The sequence below is a fragment of the Sphingopyxis sp. genome (assembly GCF_035944815.1).
Classification (GTDB): domain Bacteria; phylum Pseudomonadota; class Alphaproteobacteria; order Sphingomonadales; family Sphingomonadaceae; genus Sphingopyxis.
On record NZ_DASZAU010000004.1, the window covers coordinates 16,019 to 34,788 of the forward strand.

General features: G+C 63.4%; 10 protein-coding genes. 3 read left to right on the forward strand and 7 right to left on the reverse strand.

The genetic code is table 11. The annotated features are described in order from the left end of the window. Positions 1-56 precede the first annotated feature (56 nt). The 6 genes from VGU00_RS05680 to VGU00_RS05705 form a co-directional block, all read right to left on the reverse strand. Positions 57-848, reverse strand: coding sequence for a FadR/GntR family transcriptional regulator (locus VGU00_RS05680; RefSeq protein ID WP_327466399.1), 792 nt, complete (start codon positions 846-848; stop codon positions 57-59). A gap of 62 nt (positions 849-910) precedes the next feature. Beyond that, positions 911-2,815 carry a VCBS repeat-containing protein gene (locus tag VGU00_RS05685; protein ID WP_327466401.1) on the reverse strand — a complete coding sequence of 635 codons (1,905 nt, stop codon included), beginning with the start codon at positions 2,813-2,815 and terminating at the stop codon, positions 911-913. Continuing rightward, positions 2,812-3,705 carry a sugar phosphate isomerase/epimerase family protein gene (locus VGU00_RS05690; protein ID WP_327466403.1) on the reverse strand — a complete coding sequence of 298 codons (894 nt, stop codon included), beginning with the start codon at positions 3,703-3,705 and terminating at the stop codon, positions 2,812-2,814. The genes VGU00_RS05685 and VGU00_RS05690 overlap by 4 nt, the downstream gene beginning before the upstream one ends. A 37-nt stretch (positions 3,706-3,742) precedes the next feature. Continuing rightward, the gene (locus VGU00_RS05695) at positions 3,743-4,744 is read right to left on the reverse strand and encodes a sugar phosphate isomerase/epimerase family protein (protein WP_327466405.1); all 1,002 of its coding nucleotides are present in this window, start codon (positions 4,742-4,744) and stop codon (positions 3,743-3,745) included. Between the two features lie 146 nt (positions 4,745-4,890). Beyond that, the gene (locus VGU00_RS05700; RefSeq protein WP_327466407.1) at positions 4,891-6,249 is read right to left on the reverse strand and encodes a carbohydrate kinase; all 1,359 of its coding nucleotides are present in this window, start codon (positions 6,247-6,249) and stop codon (positions 4,891-4,893) included. Positions 6,250-6,503: 254 nt separating this feature from the next. Further along, on the reverse strand, positions 6,504-7,826 hold the full coding sequence (locus tag VGU00_RS05705; RefSeq protein WP_327466409.1) for a serine hydrolase domain-containing protein: 1,323 nt from the start codon (positions 7,824-7,826) through the stop codon (positions 6,504-6,506). 243 nt (positions 7,827-8,069) lie between these two features. Here VGU00_RS05705 and VGU00_RS05710 point away from each other — a divergent pair, with 243 nt between their 5' ends. Further along, positions 8,070-9,035 carry a DUF1080 domain-containing protein gene (locus VGU00_RS05710; protein ID WP_327466410.1) on the forward strand — a complete coding sequence of 322 codons (966 nt, stop codon included), beginning with the start codon at positions 8,070-8,072 and terminating at the stop codon, positions 9,033-9,035. Between the two features lie 95 nt (positions 9,036-9,130). Here the strand turns inward: VGU00_RS05710 and VGU00_RS05715 are convergent, their stop codons facing one another. Next, a complete protein-coding gene (locus VGU00_RS05715; RefSeq protein WP_327466412.1) occupies positions 9,131-11,281 on the reverse strand; it encodes an alpha-amylase family protein in 2,151 nt (716 codons plus the stop codon). A gap of 399 nt (positions 11,282-11,680) precedes the next feature. On the opposite strand from VGU00_RS05715, the gene pyc reads away from it, so the two are divergent. Both pyc and VGU00_RS05725 read left to right on the forward strand, forming a co-directional pair. Further along, a complete protein-coding gene (gene pyc / locus VGU00_RS05720; protein ID WP_327466414.1) occupies positions 11,681-15,133 on the forward strand; it encodes a pyruvate carboxylase in 3,453 nt (1,150 codons plus the stop codon). An 89-nt stretch (positions 15,134-15,222) separates the two neighbouring features. Further along, complete coding sequence (locus VGU00_RS05725) at positions 15,223-18,597, forward strand: glycosyl hydrolase (protein ID WP_327466416.1); 3,375 nt, start codon at positions 15,223-15,225, stop codon at positions 18,595-18,597. Positions 18,598-18,770 lie beyond the last annotated feature (173 nt).

The window sequence follows — 18,770 nt, forward strand, 5'->3', positions numbered from 1 at the left end:
TGTCGCCGACCCTGGCGCATTTCTCATGCTTCGGCTGCCAACAAAGCGGTTGGGCCTCAGGCTGCGAGCAAGTGGCCGCGTAGCTCGCGCAGGTGATTGTGCAATTCAGTGCGCGCCCGCTCGGCGTCGCGGTTGGCGACCGCCTCGAAGATGGCGCGATGATGCCGATGGTAGAGATCGCGGCGTTCGGGCGTGACGGACCGGCGGCGTATGTCGGCCCAGACCGGCGAATTGCGGGCCTGCACGATCGCCGTGTAAAGCAAGGCCAGCGTCTCGTTGCGCGCCGCACCGACGAGCGTTTCGTGAAACTGCCCGTCCCAGATGTCGAACTCGCTCTCTTCACTTGCTGCCGTCATGCGCTCGAGGCACTCTTCCAGATAGGCAAGTTGCCGCGCCGACGCGCGGTGCGCCGCAAGTTCAGCGACGGCCGGTTCGATAATCAGCCGCACCTCCATCAGGTCGGCGGGGCTTGCGGCACGCAATATTCCGAGCAGGCTGTCGCCTTCCGAGAGCGTCGTCAGCGCGCCCAGCTGCTCCATCATCGTATCGATGCCGCGGGCGCCAGCGAGACCGGTCACGAACGTGCCACGCCCGACATGGCGATGGATCTTGCCTTCGGCTCTCAGCTGGTTGAGCCCCTTGCGCAGCAGATTGCGGGAGATGCCGAGGCGCTTCTCGAGTTCGCGTTCCGTCGGAAGGCGAGTTCCGGGTGCCCAGTCGCCGCTGTCGATCTTCGTCTTGAAATCGGTCACGAGCGCGGCGAGTTCCTCCGCGGGCGTCAGCGTGCGCGGCGAAAGGATGACGTCCTCGTCTTCATTGTCCTTCGAGGACGCCGTTTCCATTGTCATCGGTCCTTCCTCTTCATGCTCAGGCGCCATCGAGGTTGTCATTCCTCGACCACGCGGTCCCGTCAACGCCTAGCTGCATCGCGGTTCCAGAATATGGCAGTCCCGAACCGGGTCGAAGTCACCAGATCGGAATGTCCGTCGCCATCGAGATCGGCCGCGAGCAGCTCGGAACCCACCCCCGACCGGTTGTGGATGAGATGCGGGACGAACTGCGCGCCGCCGGGAGCCGACGGATCCCGGACGGTCTCGTACCAGTAGAGAACCGGCGGTCCCCAGCTGTCGGGGTCTCCCCAGGATTCAAGGTGCGAGAAATAGCGCTTGCCGGTGACAAAATCGGGGATGCCGTCGCCGTTCACGTCGGCCGCGATGCTGCCGTGCGCCTGCGAGAAGACAAAGCCGCCTGCATTCGTCCCGCCGGGGCCATCCATGATCAGGTGCTGCGTAAAGCCGATTTTTCCCGCGGCATCGCGCGTTTGTTCGAACCAGGCGAGACCATAGCCGTGCGCGCTGAGCGCTGTTACGACATCGTTCAGCCCATCGCCGTTGACGTCGTAGACAGCCATTCCTGCGCCGCCCGCGCCGCCGGGGCCGTGTCGTCCGAAAAATTGCGCATGGTGGCGCCAGGGAGTAGCGGCAGCGCCGGGGTTCTCCCACCAACCGAAGCGCGACACAATGTCGAGACGGCCATCGCCGTTGAGATCCCCGGTGCCGAATCCGTGGTTTCCACCGGGCCCCACGCCCTCTTTGGAGAGCGTTTCGACCAGCCATTTTCCCGCAGGATTAGCCGGGTCCGGGCGGGCCGCGCGCAATTCGCCCGGTATGGTGTAAAGAAGCTCGGCTTTCCCGTCGCCATCGATGTCGGCAAGCGCGGTCTTTTCGGTGACGAGCATGTCGAGGACCGTCGCGACAGCCCAGCGCCGCTTCTCGCCCTTCGGATTGACGTAGAGTTGACCGAAAGGCGGGGCATGCCGGACCGCCAATATGTCGGGCCAGCCATCACCGGTGAAGTCGGCGACATATTGCTCGAAAAATTTCGGATAGTCCGTCGCGGGGTTCGCGGCTTCGGGCAGGTCGAACTCCCGGAACTGCTGGAAATCGCCACCGAAATAGATGAAGGGCCCCGCGACGATATCGGTTTTTCCGTCGCGGTCGATGTCGCCTGCCGCAGCGGACCAGCCATAAAAAAAGTCGTTGAGTTGCTGCTTCGTGAAGCCTCCCGCGACTATATCCGGCTCGCGCACGCGCGCGCTCGTGTCGCCGATCGACAGACCCCTGATATCGGCGCGGCTACCGCGTTCGATGAAGAGCGCGGCGGCCCCATAGCCATCGGCATCGGCGACCCAGGATCCAACGGTCGCTCCGTTGACGATAACCCTGACGACATTGGCGTCGAAGACGATCCCGAGGTCGTTCCAGTCCGCCGTGCGAAGATCGGTCGGCGGTGGAGGGAAGGGGGCAGTACTCGTTGCCGGTGCGCGTGCCTTCGGGATCGAGGGGGCTCCGGCAGGGGGCTGCACCGCGAGGCGGCTCATGGCGCCGCCGGTCGGCAGAGGCTTCCGTTCCGCAATGCGCCCTGAACGATCGACAATGATCCGCTCGGCCGGTCTGCCCGGCTCTCCCACGGGCACGAGAATGCCGCTCCAACCGCCGGCCCCGGTCCGTTCGATCCTGAGGAGGGCGCCGAGCCGGCACGGCCCTGAGCAGCGAAATTGCCCCTTCGCTTCGATATCCTGCAATGGAAAATCGAACAGAAGCCAACCGTCGCCCTTTACACCGTCGCCCGAAATGACGCCGTTGCGGACAGTCCAGCGAGCCGTGCCGCGGACCTCGGCTTCGGCGATCGTTTGCGGCTTGAGGACGCCCGTCTGCGCCTTGGGTGCGTCCGTGCTGCGTGCGCTGGCGGCAGCAGGTGAGAGCGCGATTGCGGCGGCCAGAGCGGCACCGCCGATCAGAGCGGTCCTTCTCATTCCTTGATCGCAGCGCTCGCGTCCGCGGCGCGAAGATTGTCGCGAATGGTCGCTGCGACCGACTGGATGGCGCGGACGGGATCGAGGGGCATCGCGTCGCCGAGCGTGAAGAGCTCGACGGCATATTTGCCGGTATAGCCCGACGCTTCGGTCGCGCGGACAATCGCCCCAATGTCGTAATTGAGATGGTTATAATCTTCGTCGAACCGGATTGCCTTCGCCTCGACGAGCCGGAGGTCGCCAAACATGTGCGAGAGATCGGCGATGCGGGCCTCGGTCGTTTCCGCAGGACTGTTGCCCCAGTCGGCGAGAAGGCCGAAGCGCGGATGGGCGACACGCTCATGAATGGCCATTACATTCGAGATTTGCGCCGTGTAGCCGAAGTGGTTCTCGACCAGGATGTCGACGCCGATCCGATCGCCATATTCGGCAAGGCGCCGGTAGGAATCGGCGATTCTGTCGGGATCGAATGGGCGGCCTGCGGTAGGCTGGTCCGCGTTCGCGCGTACCGAGGGGGCCCCGATCAGCGCCGCGCGGTCCATCCATTGCTTGACCACCTCGACCGAGTGGTCGCGCCGTTCGTTGTCGAGGGATGCCAGATCCGCGTCGATTGCATCGAGCTGGATATTGTCGATCGAAACGCCTGCTTTCGCGGCGGCTTCAGCCAGCGACGCGCAATAGGCGGGCGAGATGTCATCGAAAAAGACCGACCAGAGCTCGGTGAAGGGCATTCCCAGTTCGTCAGCGACGAACTGGGGAAACTCCGCGAGCTTCATTCGGCGCGCTGGATCGCGCCCGCTCGTATATTGGGCCGGTGTTTGAGCGAACCAGTCGCGGAAGCAGACGGGCGTCGTTCCGACACGGCTATTGGCGAGGGGCAGGCTGGTCACGCAGATAATCTCCTGATTTTCGAACCGGAAGGCGCGCTCATCTTCGCGCGAGATTGGCCGTGATGGTGTCGGCCATCGACCGAACCGCCCGGACCGGGTCCTCGGGCATCGCCTTGCCCATGGTAAAGAGCTCGATCGAATAGGTGCCGCGATAGCCGGCGGCCTCGGTCGCGCGGACGATCGCTGCTATGTCGTAAGCCGAATGGCGATATTGCTCGTCGAAGGTCATTCCCTTCGCCGATACAAAGGCAAGATCCGGGAACATCTTCGCGAGATCGGCGATGCGGCCATCCGTATCGGCGGCGCGGCTGTTACCCCAATCGGCGAGGAGTCTGCAGCGCCGATGGCCGACGCGCTCGTGGATCGCAATGACATTGGCGATCGAGGCGCTGTACCCGGTATGGTTCTCGATCAGGATGTCGACGCCGACCTTGTCGCCGTAGCGCGCAAGCTCGCGAAAGGACTCCGCGATGCGGTCTGGGTCAAATGGCCTTCCCGACACAGGCTGGTCGGTATTTGCGCGCACACGCGGAGCGCCAACAAGGGCTGCGCGGTCCATCCATTGCTTCACGGTGGCGATGCCGCGGGCGCGCACCGCATCATCCGTGGAAGCAAGGTCCGCGTCGATAGCATCGAGCTGGATATTGCCGACCCGGACGCCCGCCTTGCGCGCTGCCGACCGGAGCGAGGCGCAATAGGCAGGCGAAACATCTTCGAAGAATACCGACCAAAGTTCGATTTCGCGGATGCCAAGCTCGTCTGCCGCGAACGCCGGAAACTCGCCGAGCGTCATGGGGCGCGCTGGCGGGCGCCCGCTCGTGAAAGGCTTCGGCGTTTGGGCGAACCAGTCGCGGAACGATACAGGCGTCACGGAAAGACGCCGTGGACGCTCCGGCACCTTTGCAAGCAGGCCAGATCCGAAGCTCGCAAGGCTCGCCGTGACGGCGCTCGCAAGTAGCGTCCTTCTTTTCATCGAACCCCTTTTCACCCCCATTGGATCGCGGGATTTATGGATAATGGGTGAACCAATGTCCATCATTTTGTCGATATTGGCGAGATTTTCTGAGGATTGAACTCGCCAATCGCAACATTTTACGTTTTAATGCAGTAGTTTGAACTGAAAGGTCTGTGTGAACCAATTTGGATTCTATGGGAGCCAATCCTGAACAGGAGAGAAGGATTGGCCTATAGGGATATCGCTGGACGGCGCGCATTGCGGGTGTCGCGGTGGTTTGACCATGCCCTGAAAAGCCCGGTCCGCGCCTTTGCGTCCTGCCAGTCACGCCTGCAGGCCCGAATGTCGTCGGAGAGCGCATCCGCGGGCCGCAGTGCGGCGCCGAGCGCGAATTTGCGATCGATGAGGCGCATCGCCCCGAGGGCGACGAGATCGACGGACGGCGCTGTGTAGACCTTCATATCAGGCCGCAGCGCAGCAAGCGCGGGAGCGAAGTCATCCAGATCGGCGAGGTCACCGGAGACGAGAAGTCTTGTGCGGCTCCCGATCGTCGAGAGCGCCGCATCTGCCTCGAGCGCGGCGTTGAGGCCATCGACCCGTTGGCCGGATTCCGTTTTTGACGTCTCGTGCTCAGGGTCCGGTCGCGCCGGCGCGGCGAAGTCGCCCAAATTGCCGGCACTGCCCCACTGGCGGGTGGCTTTGAACCGCGCCGCCGCGACTGGCCGATCGTAGGGGTCGACTTCAAGAAAGCAATTGCGCTGGACAGGATAGCCGTCTGCGCAAAGCGGGTCGGAGACGATACGCATCGCCACCGGCTGATTGTCTGTGGTGATGAGCGTGGCATCGGACATGCCGATTTCGGCGAAGGCCCGGGCGGCCAGAAGCGCGGCGTGCCGGTCAGACATGCCGGTGAGGATCCGTGTGATGCGGGGCAGGCCGGACCGTTTCGCGAGTTCAGGACGGATGAAACCCAGCGGCTCATAGGCCGACATGATCGGGGCGAATTTCCGTGCCCAACCGCGGCTGAGTGCAAGGGGCGAATAGCGTCCGGTGTCCGCGCACCAAAGGTCGCCATGGCTACCGAGACCGGTGACCTCGGTCGCCGCGCGACCCGAGAGGAACCACCCCCAATATTGAGCCCACGGAAGAATTGTCGCCCCTTCGGTCGCATTGGGAGTGATTTGCTCCATCCAATAGAGCCGAGCGCCGAGATCCTGGCCACCCGATGTGCGCGGCGACCGGGTTGGCGCAGACGCGTCGCGGTCGTTTCGATACGCAGCGGCGATATCCTTCGGGAGTGGTTCGTCGTGGTCGAGAGGCGCAAATGCCAGCCCATCCGCGTTGATTGCAGCAAGGGTCGCGCCGTGCGCGATCGGGATGATCGTGCCGACATTCTCATCGGCATATTGAGTGAGAGCCTCAAGGAGCCACGCGCCGATGCCTTCGGCGTCGAGGCGCCTGATGCCGCCGGTCGCGTGAGGGGGTGCGATATGTTGCTGCCCATCGAGCAGCGTCCCCGCACTCGACCAGAGGCTGACCTTGCTAACGGTCTTTCCGACGTGGACGATTACCGCGTTCTTGCTTCGCACGGTCTTGCTCTCCCGATATCGGGAAGCTTGTAACAGTCAGTTTTGATTGTTTCTAGCGCCTTTGTCGAGCATGCCCAATCCCGACCTGTCCGGCGCAGCAATGATCCGGATCCCACGGCTGGGCGGGGTTGCGGGATGGCTTTCATCACGCCGGAGCGCAACACCCGGGATCGCGGCAGTGATCAGTCAGGAGCGCGATGCTCAGCGAAAGCTCCAAATGCTGCTGACCGAGCACAATGGGCCGGAAGCCCCGCTTATCTCGCCACGCCGAGATCTGCGGCGACGGCTTTGTCGATCTCCTCGGTAATTGCGGCAGCCATCGGATTGTTGATCATCGTGGTTACCCGCACGCGTCTGACAGTATCGACCCAGGCGTGCGTCCCGGCGGCGCCGTCCCAGCCATAAGTGCCACGCTTGCGTCCGAGGCTGTCGGTTTCGGCCGTAGTGACCATCGCGCCTGCCCCGAACCCCGCCGGCTCTTTGGTTACAACCGGACCGAGGCCGCGATATAGGACCCCTTTCGGCATGAGGTTCGACTTGGCAAGGCGAGCGGTCTGCGGCCGCAACACGCGGACACCGTTCAGCGTCCCGTCATTTGCCAGCATATGAAGGAACCGATCATAATCGGCAGCACTGGAAACCAGCCCTGCGCCGCCGTATGGGAAGCTGGGCGCATCGAGATACACCGAGCTCGCCGCCGGGTCGGCGGGCGAGAATTTGGCCGATGCCGGCGCGCTGGGCAAGGCGCCTGGAACGCTGAGATAGTTGGTCGCGAAGCGCCCGACTTCGCTGGCGGGCACCTGCCAATATGTCGAATTCATGCCAAGCGGCGTGAACAGGCGCTGCTGCAGGAATGTTTCAAAGGGCATGCCTGCCGCCTTTTCGACCACGGCGGCAAGGACGTCGAGGCTCATCGAATAGCTGAAGCGCGTGCCGGGGTCGGCCACAAGCCCGGCTGTCGCGGCGCGCTTCGCGAAATCCTGGAGCGTGGTCGGGCGTGCTGTCCGGACTGCGGCCTCCGTCGCCCGGCTCCACTGGAACGGCAGGATCCCGGCCTTGTTCATGGCGTCGACCGCAGGCGACTTGCCCCCGATCGCATAGCCCAGGCCCGACGTGTGCGTCAGGAGATGACGAATGGTGATGGGGCCCGTTGCCGGGCGCGTTTCGAGGCCGTTGTCGGGATCGATCAGCACGCGGACGTTCTTATACTCCGGAAAGAATTCGCTTAGCGGTTGATCGAGGTCCAGCTTGCCTTCGTCCACCAGGATCATGGCCGCGACGGCAGTGATTGGTTTCGTCATCGAATAAATCCGCCACAGCGAATCCTGCGTTGCCTCGATGCCGGTGCCGATAGTGAGTTCGCCGGCCGAGATGAAGGTGGTCGGATCATCGCCGACGCCCACTGCGACAGTAATTCCATTGACGCGGCCCTCCCGGACAGCAGCGTCAACGGCAGCCTGGACAGCCGGAAATGCGCGCGGCGCGGGTGCAACGGTTGTCGCCGGCGCGACGTTGATCGCCGACTGCGGCGCACATCCAGCGAGCAGAAGGACCAGAAACGGAACGACAACTTTCATTTAAGTCTCCCTGAGGCGCTCAACGACGTGCGTTCAGTACGCAGGAGCGAAGGACCGGAGCGGTACCGTCCCCATCCCGGCACAAGCGTTCGCATGCGGCGACGTTACGGTCAATACTGCTTGCATCTATGTCATATGCTTCGCTAGCGTAAGGCTCGTGCATGGGGAGGAAGCTGTTTTGTCAGACCGTCGTTCGATTCTGATAGGCGCGGGGCTTACCGGCGCGAGGGTGGAGCGAAACGCATGATCACACGCCTCCTGGTTTCAGTCATTCTGGGAGGTGTCGCCATTGCGATGCCGGGCGCGGGGCATGCGTCTCCGGACGCATCGGCTTCGGTAGTCGCCGCTTGCGCCGATAGTAAGGGCGAGCGATTGATCCTGGACCATCTGCCGAAGCGTACGGGTCCCAAGATCCTGCTGTTCAATGGCAAAAACCTTGAAGATTGGGAGGGGTGGCTCGGATATGGCGATCCTGCACGGACCTATCGTGGTCCGGCCGGATCTCCGCTGGGGCACGAGGGCGCCGATGGCGTCTTCAAACGAGTACGCGAAGACGGCAAACCCGCAATCTACATCTCGGGAAAGACTTGGGGCGCGCTAACGCACAAGGGCGATTTCGGAAATTACCATTTGCGGCTTGAATTCAAATGGGGTGAGAAACGCTGGCCTCCCAGCGAGGGCAATCCTCCCAATAACGGCGTCATGTATCACAGCCATGGCAATCCCGGCGAGATCTTCGGGACGTGGATGAAGTCGGTCGAATTCGAGATGGTACCGGGCTCCCTCGGCATGGCGCTGCCTATTGCGCTAAACATTCGCTTCAATACCAGCGTCGCCGTCGATCTTTCCCTTCCTGCCCCACACTATCGCTTCATGGAAGGCGGGGAGGACCTGGTGGTTGCTCCGATGCTGAACGTGAAGGTCGCGCAGAACGCCGAACGGCCACATGGCGAATGGAACAGGCTCGACCTCTATGTTTTAGGCGACAAGGCCATTCATGTGGTCAACGGCGTACCCGTCATGATGGTTCGCGGCATCCGGACGGTGGATGCGACGGGTCGCGCGGTGCCGTTGACCCATGGCAGGATCCAGCTTCAGTCCCAAGGCGCGGAAACCTACTTTCGGTCGCTGGTAATCGAGCCAATCGATGCCCTTCCGACCATCCGCACCATCCGGGACGCGCGAGACGGGACTTGTGCCCGGCAATAGAGCGAAGTCTCGCGCCCCGGTTCCAGGGTCCGGACGCATGTGCCGACCTCGTTCCGCGGCACGCGGCTCGACGCCTTGAAGGGCCAGCAGGCAGTTCAGACCACCAAGGCAGCAATCTCGTAGAAGCCCACGCTCGGCAGGGTGAATCGAACCGTTCGCCCATCTTGCGCAAAGGCCACCGATTTGCCCGCCTCAAGCAGGTCGACGCGCTGCATCTTCACCTTGGACGGCAGCGTGAGCGTAACCGATTGCGCGCCCAACGGGATGGGCTTGCGTAATCGACCGCCGAGAGCATTCGGCGCGTTATAGTTCAGCAAATGGACGGCGAACCCTGCTTGTGTCTCCCAGGCATTGACCTCCATCAGCCCCTCGCCGGTCACGGTCAGCCCGGCATCGTCACCGAGCGTCCATCGCACCGCGTTGGCCAGCTGCCTGCCCAAATCGGGCATGTCGGCGCGCTCGTAGCTTGCATCGTGATCGCCCGCGAAATAGACCAGCCGCGACCGACCAACCTGTCGCGCGACGACGGTGGGCTCGTTGGTGGGCCCGCCGTTGGCAAACACCATTTCCGGAGGGCCGCCGGGTGCAAGCGGCATATAAGTGGCGGGCGCATCGGCCACCGGCGCGAGCGGGACACGCCACAGGGGGCCGGCGATCCAGGTCGTGTTGCCGAAGCCGTCGGTGAGCGGGCTTGTACCTTTCAGCGCCTGGTAATGCATCGACTGCGGCGTGAAGGCGGGCGGGTTCCATTTCTGGCGCTCCCCGGTCTTGCGGATGCCGAAGATGTCGGCCAGCGCGAAGTCGGGGCGGGGCTTGCCCGTTTCATCGTACAGGCCGGTTTCAAACGTTGAAATCAGCGATCCGCCGCGCTGCGCGAACTGGCGCAGCGACAGGGCCTGAGCATCGCTCATCAACGCCAGATTGGGCAGGATCAACACCGCATATTGCGCGAGACGGTCGGCGCCGAGATCGTTGGCGTGCACGAAGTCATAGGCAGTCCGGTTCTCGACGAGCATTTTGCAAATGCCCTCGACCGCGATCGCTCGCTCATTGCCGGCCGGCGCCTTGTATTGCTCCATCGAACCGGGCGAGATGACGACGCCGACCTTGCCCAGCGGCCGCTTGTTCTGGAAGTGAATGTCGTTCGCGGCCAGCCAGTTGAAGAAGGGCTTGACCAACTCCTGCCAGCGCTGGTCCTGGCTGAAGCTTTGCGTCATGCCCAGCATATGGTGCCATACCACGCCGCCCGACGCCGCAGTCTGCGCCATGCGGCTGAGCGATTCCGCGGTGGTATTAGAGATGTGGCGCCAGTCGTTGCCAGGGACGCTCCCGTAGCCCGATGTTACAAGCGCATAGGGGCGGTCGCGCATCAGCGACTGCGCGATCTTGGCGTCGATCGAGCCGTCCCAGACAGGATCTTCCAGCTTCGGCCGGCTTTGCGCGTCGCAAGCCGAAAAGGAGGAGCTGCGCGAAATCCGCCACGGCACATCACCGCCGCCAAACCCGCCGAAAAAGGAATTGGTGAAAAAGCCTGCGGCGTTCTTGTTGAGGAACATTTTGCGGAACAGCGCGAGCGTTTCGTCGGTCCGCTTGTCCAGTGCGGCCTTGTAAGCCGCTGACTTGGGATCGCCGATTTTTCGACAGGTGTCGCAATAACAGATTTGTGCCGTCGGCCAGCCATTGGTGAACATGCCGTCGAGCGGGTAGCGGTCCAGAATCTCGCGCAGCATTGCTGGCAGCTGCTCCGAGAAATAGTCGCTCATTTGACAGGTGATGGCGACATTGGGATCAAACAGCACCGGCTTCCCGTCGGGCAGGCGGCGGAACCAGGAGGGATGCGCGGCGGCAGTCGCCTCGTCATACCATTGATGGTCTGGGCTCATCCGTCCGATCACGCGCAGTCCCCGCGCGCGCGCCGCGTCGATGCATTCACCGGTGAAATCACGCCCACCCAACCAGCGGCTATGATGGAAGAACTCTACCTTGCTCGGATAAAAGGCGATCGGCCCGGATATGGAGAGGACTACTGCCTGGGCCTTTGCCGACGCCCAGAACTCGGCCCATTTTGCCGGCTCTCCGAGCTCGGGATCGCGTTCGTTGAGGTTTGTCTGGCCGATCCGCTTGATCGTCTCGTACCACTTCGCCTTCTTCTCGCCGCGCACGGCGCTCATCGCGGCGCCTGGAACCATGGCGCCCAGCAGTCCGGCGGAGCCGGCCAATCCGAATTCGCGACGTGTCAGCGACATCTTGTCCTCCCGTTACTGGGCCGCAAATCTGCGAAGAGCGATCGAAGCTTTGCCTTCCTGTCGTCTCGCAACATACGGTCAAAATTGCTTGTTAGTAGGATGGTGATGCGGGTTCGGCAACAATCGGCGTTCGACTTGTGGCCGTTTCGATGCCGCCGCGATCCAACCGCATCCCATAATGTAAGTGCCGCGGGTCTTGCCCGTGAGGCACCTCAAACCCAAGGAATTTCAACGTTCGCGATGCAGGCGGCCGGACACCCTCGAAAGGCGGGTGACCGAGTCGCGCGGCGCCGCTGTATGTAATTTACAATCTAGACTGACTGTTTGTGTCGCTTTTTTGTTTCGGCTCTGTTAGCACGCGCCGTGCCGCCACATGGGTCACTCACGGAGACATTCGTCGTGCAGAAAAGAAAGATCGCAAAGCTCCTCGTCGCCAATCGGGGCGAGATTGCCATTCGGGTATTCCGCGCGGCGACCGAACTCGGGATACGGACCGTTGCGATCTACGCCCGCGAAGACAAGCTCTCGCTCCACCGCTTCAAGGCCGACGAGGCCTACCAGCTCACCGGGGACGGAAAGTCGGCGATCGGAGCCTATCTCGACATCCAGCATATCATCGCGATCGCACGCGAGACCGGCGTCGACGCCATTCATCCGGGCTACGGCTTTCTATCCGAAAGTCCCGATTTCGCGCAGGCCTGCCTCGATGCGGGCATAGCCTTCATCGGCCCGCGCCCGGAAACGATGCGCGAGCTCGGCGACAAGGTGTCCGCGCGCGGTGTTGCGGTCGCCGCAAATGTTCCGGTGGTGCCCGCAAGCGGTCCCCTTCCGAGCGACGAGGCGGAGATCCGCGCGATAGCGGCGCGCATCGGCTATCCGTTGATGTTGAAGGCGAGCTGGGGAGGCGGGGGGCGGGGTATGCGCCCGATCGAGAGCGAGGCCGGCCTGATCGACGCGGTGCACTCGGGACGAAGCGAGGCTCGCTCGGCCTTCGGCCGCGACGAGGTCTATCTCGAGAAGCTGATCAGGCGCGCACGGCATGTCGAGGTGCAGCTGCTCGGTGACGGGGATGGCAATCTCTTCCATCTCTTCGAACGCGACTGCTCGATCCAGCGCCGCAACCAGAAGGTCATCGAGCGGGCACCGGCGCCCTATCTTGAGGAACAGGCTCGGACCGCCATCTGCGAGGCGGCCCTCGCGATCGGGCGGGCTACCGGCTATCTTGGCGCTGGTACGGTCGAATTCCTCCTCGACGAGACGAGCGGCGCGTTCTATTTTATCGAGGTCAATCCGCGGATCCAGGTCGAACACACGGTCACGGAAATGGTGACCGGCATCGACATCGTGAAGGCGCAGATCCGCATCGCCGAGGGCGGGCGGATCGGTATTGCGGCTGAAACCGGCGTGCCGCCGCAATCGGATATCTCCCTGAACGGTCATGCGCTCCAATGCCGCATTACCACCGAGGATCCGCTCAACAATTTCATTCCGGATTATGGGCGGCTGACCGCCTATCGCGGGGCCTTCGGCTATGGCGTGCGTGTCGATGGCGGGACCGCCTATTCGGGCGCGATCGTAACGCGTCATTTCGACCCGCTCCTCGAGAAGGTCACGGCCTGGGCGCCCACCGCGGAGGAGACGATAGCGCGCATGACGCGCGCGCTGCGCGAATATCGCATACGCGGCGTGGCGACCAATCTCGCCTTTCTCGAGAATGTGCTGACACATCCCGGCTTCGCGGCCTGCCGCTATACGACCCGCTTCATCGACGAGACTCCGGAACTTCTCGTCCCCGGTCAGCGGCGCGACCGGGCGACCCGCCTCTTGAGCTACATCGCCGACGTCACGGTCAACGGTCATCCCGACGTGAAGGATCGGCCGCGGCCGGCAGCGGGCGCGCGATTGCCGTCGCTGCCGCCGGCGACCGGCGAGATTCCCAGGGGGGCGCGGCATCTCCTGGAAGAGCAAGGCGCCGACGCGCTCTGCCGCTGGATCCGCGACCAGCCGCAGGTTCTGGTTACCGACACGACGATGCGAGACGCCCACCAGTCGCTGCTGGCAACCAGGATGCGAACGCACGACATGGTGAATGCAGCGGGCACCTATTCGCGAAGCCTCCCGCAACTGCTGAGCCTCGAGTGTTGGGGCGGCGCGACCTTCGACGTAGCGATGCGCTTCCTGTCCGAGGATCCCTGGGAGCGCCTCGCGGAGATTCGATCGCGCGCGCCCAATCTTCTGACCCAGATGCTGCTGCGCGGTGCCAATGCAGTGGGCTACAAGAACTACCCCGACAATGTCGTGCGCCGTTTCATCGCCGAGGCGGCGAAGGGCATCGACATATTCCGCGTGTTCGACTGTCTCAACTGGGTCGACAACATGCGGGTCGCCATCGAGGCGGTGCGCGACGCCGGCAAGATCGCGCAAGGCGCGCTCTGCTATACCGGCGACATCCTCGATCCGGCGCGAGCGAAATATGATCTTGCCTATTATCTCCAGCTGGCGCGCGAGCTGGAAGAGGCCGGCTGCCAGATGCTCGCGGTCAAGGATATGGCGGGCTTGCTGAAGCCCGAAGCCGCGCGTCTGCTTTTCAGGGCGCTGCGCGACAGCACCGATCTGCCGATCGCCTTCCACACCCACGATACCTCGGGCGCCGCAGCGGCCAGCGTGCTCGTCGCGGTCGACGCCGGGGTCGACAGCGTAGACGCGGCAATGGACGCCATGTCGGGAACCACCTCGCAGCCGTGCCTCGGTTCGATCGTCGAGGCGTTGCGCGGAACGGCGCGCGACACTGGCCTCGACGGCGAGGCCATTCGCCGGCTCAGCTTCTATTGGGAAGCGGTGCGGGGGCAATATGCGGCGTTCGAAAGCGATCTCAGGGCCGGCGCGAGCGAGGTCTATCTGCACGAGATGCCGGGAGGCCAGTTCACCAATCTCAAGGAACAGGCCCGCAGCATTGGTCTCGAGGCGCGATGGCACGATGTCGCGCGCGCGTATCACGACGCCAACATGCTGTTCGGCGATATCGTGAAGGTGACGCCGTCGTCGAAGGTGGTCGGCGACATGGCCCTCATGATGGTGGCGCAGGAGCTGTCACGCGCCGACGTGCTCGACCCGGCGCGCGAAATTGCTTTCCCGTCCTCGGTCGTCGAGATGATGCGCGGCGACCTCGGGCAGCCCAAAGGCGGCTGGCCGGACGATATCCGGACCCGCGTGCTCGGCTCGGAACCCCCCGTGACGGCGCGCCCGGCGAGCCTGCTCGGCGAGCTCGACCTCGCGGCCGAGAAGGTGGCCGCCGAGAGCGAATGCGGCGCTCCGCTCGACGATCGCGATTTCGCCAGCTATCTCATGTATCCCAAGGTCTTTTCGTCCTTTGCGGCGGCGCGGCGGCGCTTCGGGCCGGTGTCGACGCTGCCCACGCCGACCTATTTCTACGGCATGCAGATCGGAGAAGAGATCAACGTCGCAATCGAGCCGGGCAAGACGCTTGTCATCGTGCTGACCGCCATCGGCGAGACCGAGGAGGACGGATCGGTCCGGCTGTTCTTCGAGCTCAACGGCCAGCCGCGCGTGATCACGGTCGCCGACAAGAAATCGGCGGGAGGCCGCGTCACGCGCCCGATCGCCGAAGAGGGAAATGCCCGGCATGTGGCGGCGCCGATGCCGGGCCTTGTCGTGGGGATCGATGTCAAGCAGGGTCAGGTCGTCGCTGCGGGCGATCGGCTTGTCACGCTCGAGGCGATGAAGATGGAGACATCGATCACCGCGCCGTACGCGGGAACGGTGAGCGAACTGGTCGTCAAGGTCGGAGACCTGGTCGAAGCCAAGCATCTGCTGATCTGTCTCGACCGTTAGGAGCCTCTAAAATACAGTCAGCTCGGCTTGCAAATCGGGCGCTGGAACGATAGGTCACGGCCTGGCTGCCCCAAATGAGGAGACCGGAGTTGTCCAGATTTGCCATGGGTTCGGTTGCTGTGCTGGCGATCCTGACGGCCGGTGGTCAGCTTGCCCGGGCCCAGTCTGCGGCAGGTTCCGATGGCGGCGCCGAGCATTCTGGCGGCAAGGCCTCGCCGGGACTCCGAGACGATTTCGAGAATCCGCCCGCCTCGGCACGGCCGCGCGTCTGGTGGCACTGGATGAACGGGAATGTGAGCGAGGCCGGGATCGACCGGGATCTCGAGTGGATGGAGCGCGTCGGCATCGGAGGCGTCCAGAATTTCGAAGGCTCGCTGGGAACGCCGCAGGTGGTTGAGCAACGCGTCCCTTACCGTTCGCCCGCCTGGCAGAGTGCCATTCGCCGCGCGGTTCGAACAGCGCACGCCAAGGGGCTGGAATTTACGATTGCCGCTTCTCCCGGCTGGAGCGAAACGGGCGGGCCGTGGGTCCGGCCCGAACAGGGCATGAAGAAGCTCGCGTGGAGCGAGCTCGACGTGACCGGCGGGCGCAAGCTTTCGGTCCTGTTGCCTGCGCCGCCGAACGAGACGGGCATGTTTCCGGGGCTTGTCGGCGGAACGGGCGTTTTTCCGGGGTCGGGCAAGACCGAAACCGCGAGCGAGGCCCTCGTCCCGACCCGGTTCTACCGCGACACCAAAGTCGTCGCCTACCGAATACCGGATATCGAAGCCGATGCCGGGGCCGTGATCACCGCTTCGAACCCCGTCGATACAGCGGTGCTGACCGACGGGGACATCAACAAGTCGGTCGAAATCAAGCTCGATCATGACAATAGCGGCTGGATCATGTTTGCCTACAGGAAGCCGCAAACGCTGCGTGCCGCCCGGGTCGCGCTCACACCCGTCTTTCTCGGACCGCTGGTGCCGCTGATTCCGCTTGGATCGATCGAGGCGAGCGATGACGGCAAGACTTTTCGCACCCTCGCCAAATTGCCCATGGGCGGCGCCGTCCAGCAGACAGTCGCTTTCCCGGCGACGACGGCCCGCTTTTTCCGCTTGAGGCTTCAGCGCGGATTCTCCCCGCTGAGCCTGGGGGGCAAGACGATGAACTGGCCCTCGCGTCCATTGCACGGCGTGCGCGAAATCGAATTTCTGAGCGGGGCGCGTGTGAACCGCTTCGAGGACAAGGCCGGCTTCACGGCCCCCTCCGGGTTGGGTGAAGAATTGCCTGTCGCTGTCGACCCATCGGCGGCCGTCAAGACGTCGGATGTTGTCGATCTGACCGATCGCGTGTCGCCGGACGGCAAGCTCGAATGGGCGGCGCCAGCCGGGCGATGGCGCATTCTCCGGCTCGGCTGGTCGCTGACAGGTGCAACCGTGCACCCCGCCTCGGCTGAAGGGGTGGGTCTGGAGGTCGACAAGCTCAACAAGCGCCATGTTCGCGCCTATGCCGAGGCTTATCTCGGCGAACTGGAAAAAGCGGTCGGGCAGGGCGGTCTCGGTCCGGCCGGCATCAGCAATCTGCTGAACGACAGTTACGAGGCCGGTCCAACGAACTGGACGGATGATATTCTCACGCAGTTCGCAAACCGGCGGGGTTACGATCCGCTTCCCTACCTCCCCGTGCTGACCGGCAAGGTCGTGGGCAGCGCCGAGACGAGCGAACGCTTCCTGTGGGATTACCGCCGGACGCTCTCCGACCTCATTGCCGATGCCCATTACAATGAATTGGGGCGCATCCTTAAAGAGCGCGGCATGGGTCATTATGTCGAGGCCCACGAAGGGGCGCGAGGATTTCTCGGCGATGGCATGGAAGTCAAAAAGCTCGCCACCGTGCCGATGGGCGGCGCGTGGGTGAGCGCCAAGCCCGAGCGCATCATGCCGGAGCAGATCGAAAGCGCCTCTGTCGCCCATCTCTACGGACAGAATGTCGTTGCAGCGGAATCCTTCACGGCCTCGCCCGACGCGCTCGACGGAAGCGTCACCCCCTTTGCTTTTGGTCCCGCTCAACTCAAGCCTCTGGCGGACGCGATGATGGCGAACGGTATCAACCGCTTCGTGATTCACACGTCGGTTCATCAGCCTGACGAGCGGCTTGGTCCGGGCATGACTCTCGGCATCTTCGGTCAGTGGTTTACGCGAAAGGAAAGCTGGGCCGATATGGCAGGGGCCTGGACGCAATATCTCGCCCGATCGGGCGCCATGCTTCAGCAAGGTCGGCATGTAGCGGATTTCGCATGGTTTTATGGTGAGGATGACAACAGCACTTCGATCTACTCCACGAAATTTCCCGGTATGCCAGCGGGATTTGCGCTCGATCTGGTCAACGCGGATGCGCTGCGAAATCTGCTCGAAGTCGAGGATGGCAGGCTGATCGCACCCAGTGGCGCGAGTTACCGAATCCTCGTCCTCGATGCGCCGTCCAAGCGGATGACGCTGCCGACGTTGCGTAAACTCGCGGCGCTTGTGGACCGGGGCGCTGTCGTCGTGGGGCAAATGCCGGTGGCCAGCCCCAGTCTTGCCGACGACGAGGCAGAGTTCAAGAATCTTGCCGAGCGCCTCTGGAGCTCGGGCCGGATATATCCGACGATCGACGCGGCGGCTGCGGCGATCGGGCTCGTCCCCGACGCGTCCTTCGCCGGGACAGGCACGGTCTCGTATCTCCATCGCAAACTGCGCGACGCGGACGTTTATTTTGTCGCGAATCTCTCGGACGATGCGGTGAACACAACAGGCCGGTTTCGCGTTGCCGGTAAGGCCGCGCAGATCTGGCGCGCTGACGATGCAAGCATTCGCGACGCGAGCTACACCATCGATGGTGCGGTAACGGAGGTTCCCCTTGCGCTCGCCCCGCGCGACGCGCTGTTCGTCGTCTTCGATCGGCCCGCGGCTGTCAAATCGCGCCAGATTGTCGAACCCGTCGCTGCTGAGGTGGCGCGGATCGGCGGTCCGTGGCAAATCGATTTCTCGCAATCCGGCCAGCCGCCGGTAAGCATTACGAGCGCGGCGCTCGGCTCGTGGACCGAAAATGCGCGTAGCGAAATCAAATATTTCTCCGGTACCGCGACCTATCGCACGACCTTCACCATGCCCAGGCGCAAGCGAACGACGGATCGTATTTATCTCGACCTCGGTGACGTGAAGAATCTCGCTCGTGTCACAGTGAACGGTCGCGAGGCAGGCATCGTCTGGAAGGCGCCGTTCAGGGTCGATGTGAGCGATGCGGTTCGCAGCGGCCGAAACGAGCTGAAGATTGAAGTTGCGAACTTCTGGACCAACCGGCTTATCGGCGATCTGCAGCCGGGCGCCGCCGGCAAGCATGCGTTCACCACGCTCGACAAGCTCAAGGCCACGACCCCGCTCCAGCCTTCGGGGCTCCTGGGACCGGTCATCCTGTCCCGCGCCAGCGGCGCACCGATCAACTGACCGCAAGCAAGCCGGGGCCGTCGGCGCGTCGATGGATCGCGGCCACTAGAAGGCAATTGTCTCAGCCTTCAGATCGGACGGAGATCGCCAGCTCCTGTGGGCCGAGATCATTGGGGCCGCGTTTCTGCGGATGCTCGCAGCACCTTTTTTTGCGCCGGCCTTTCTCGGGAAGC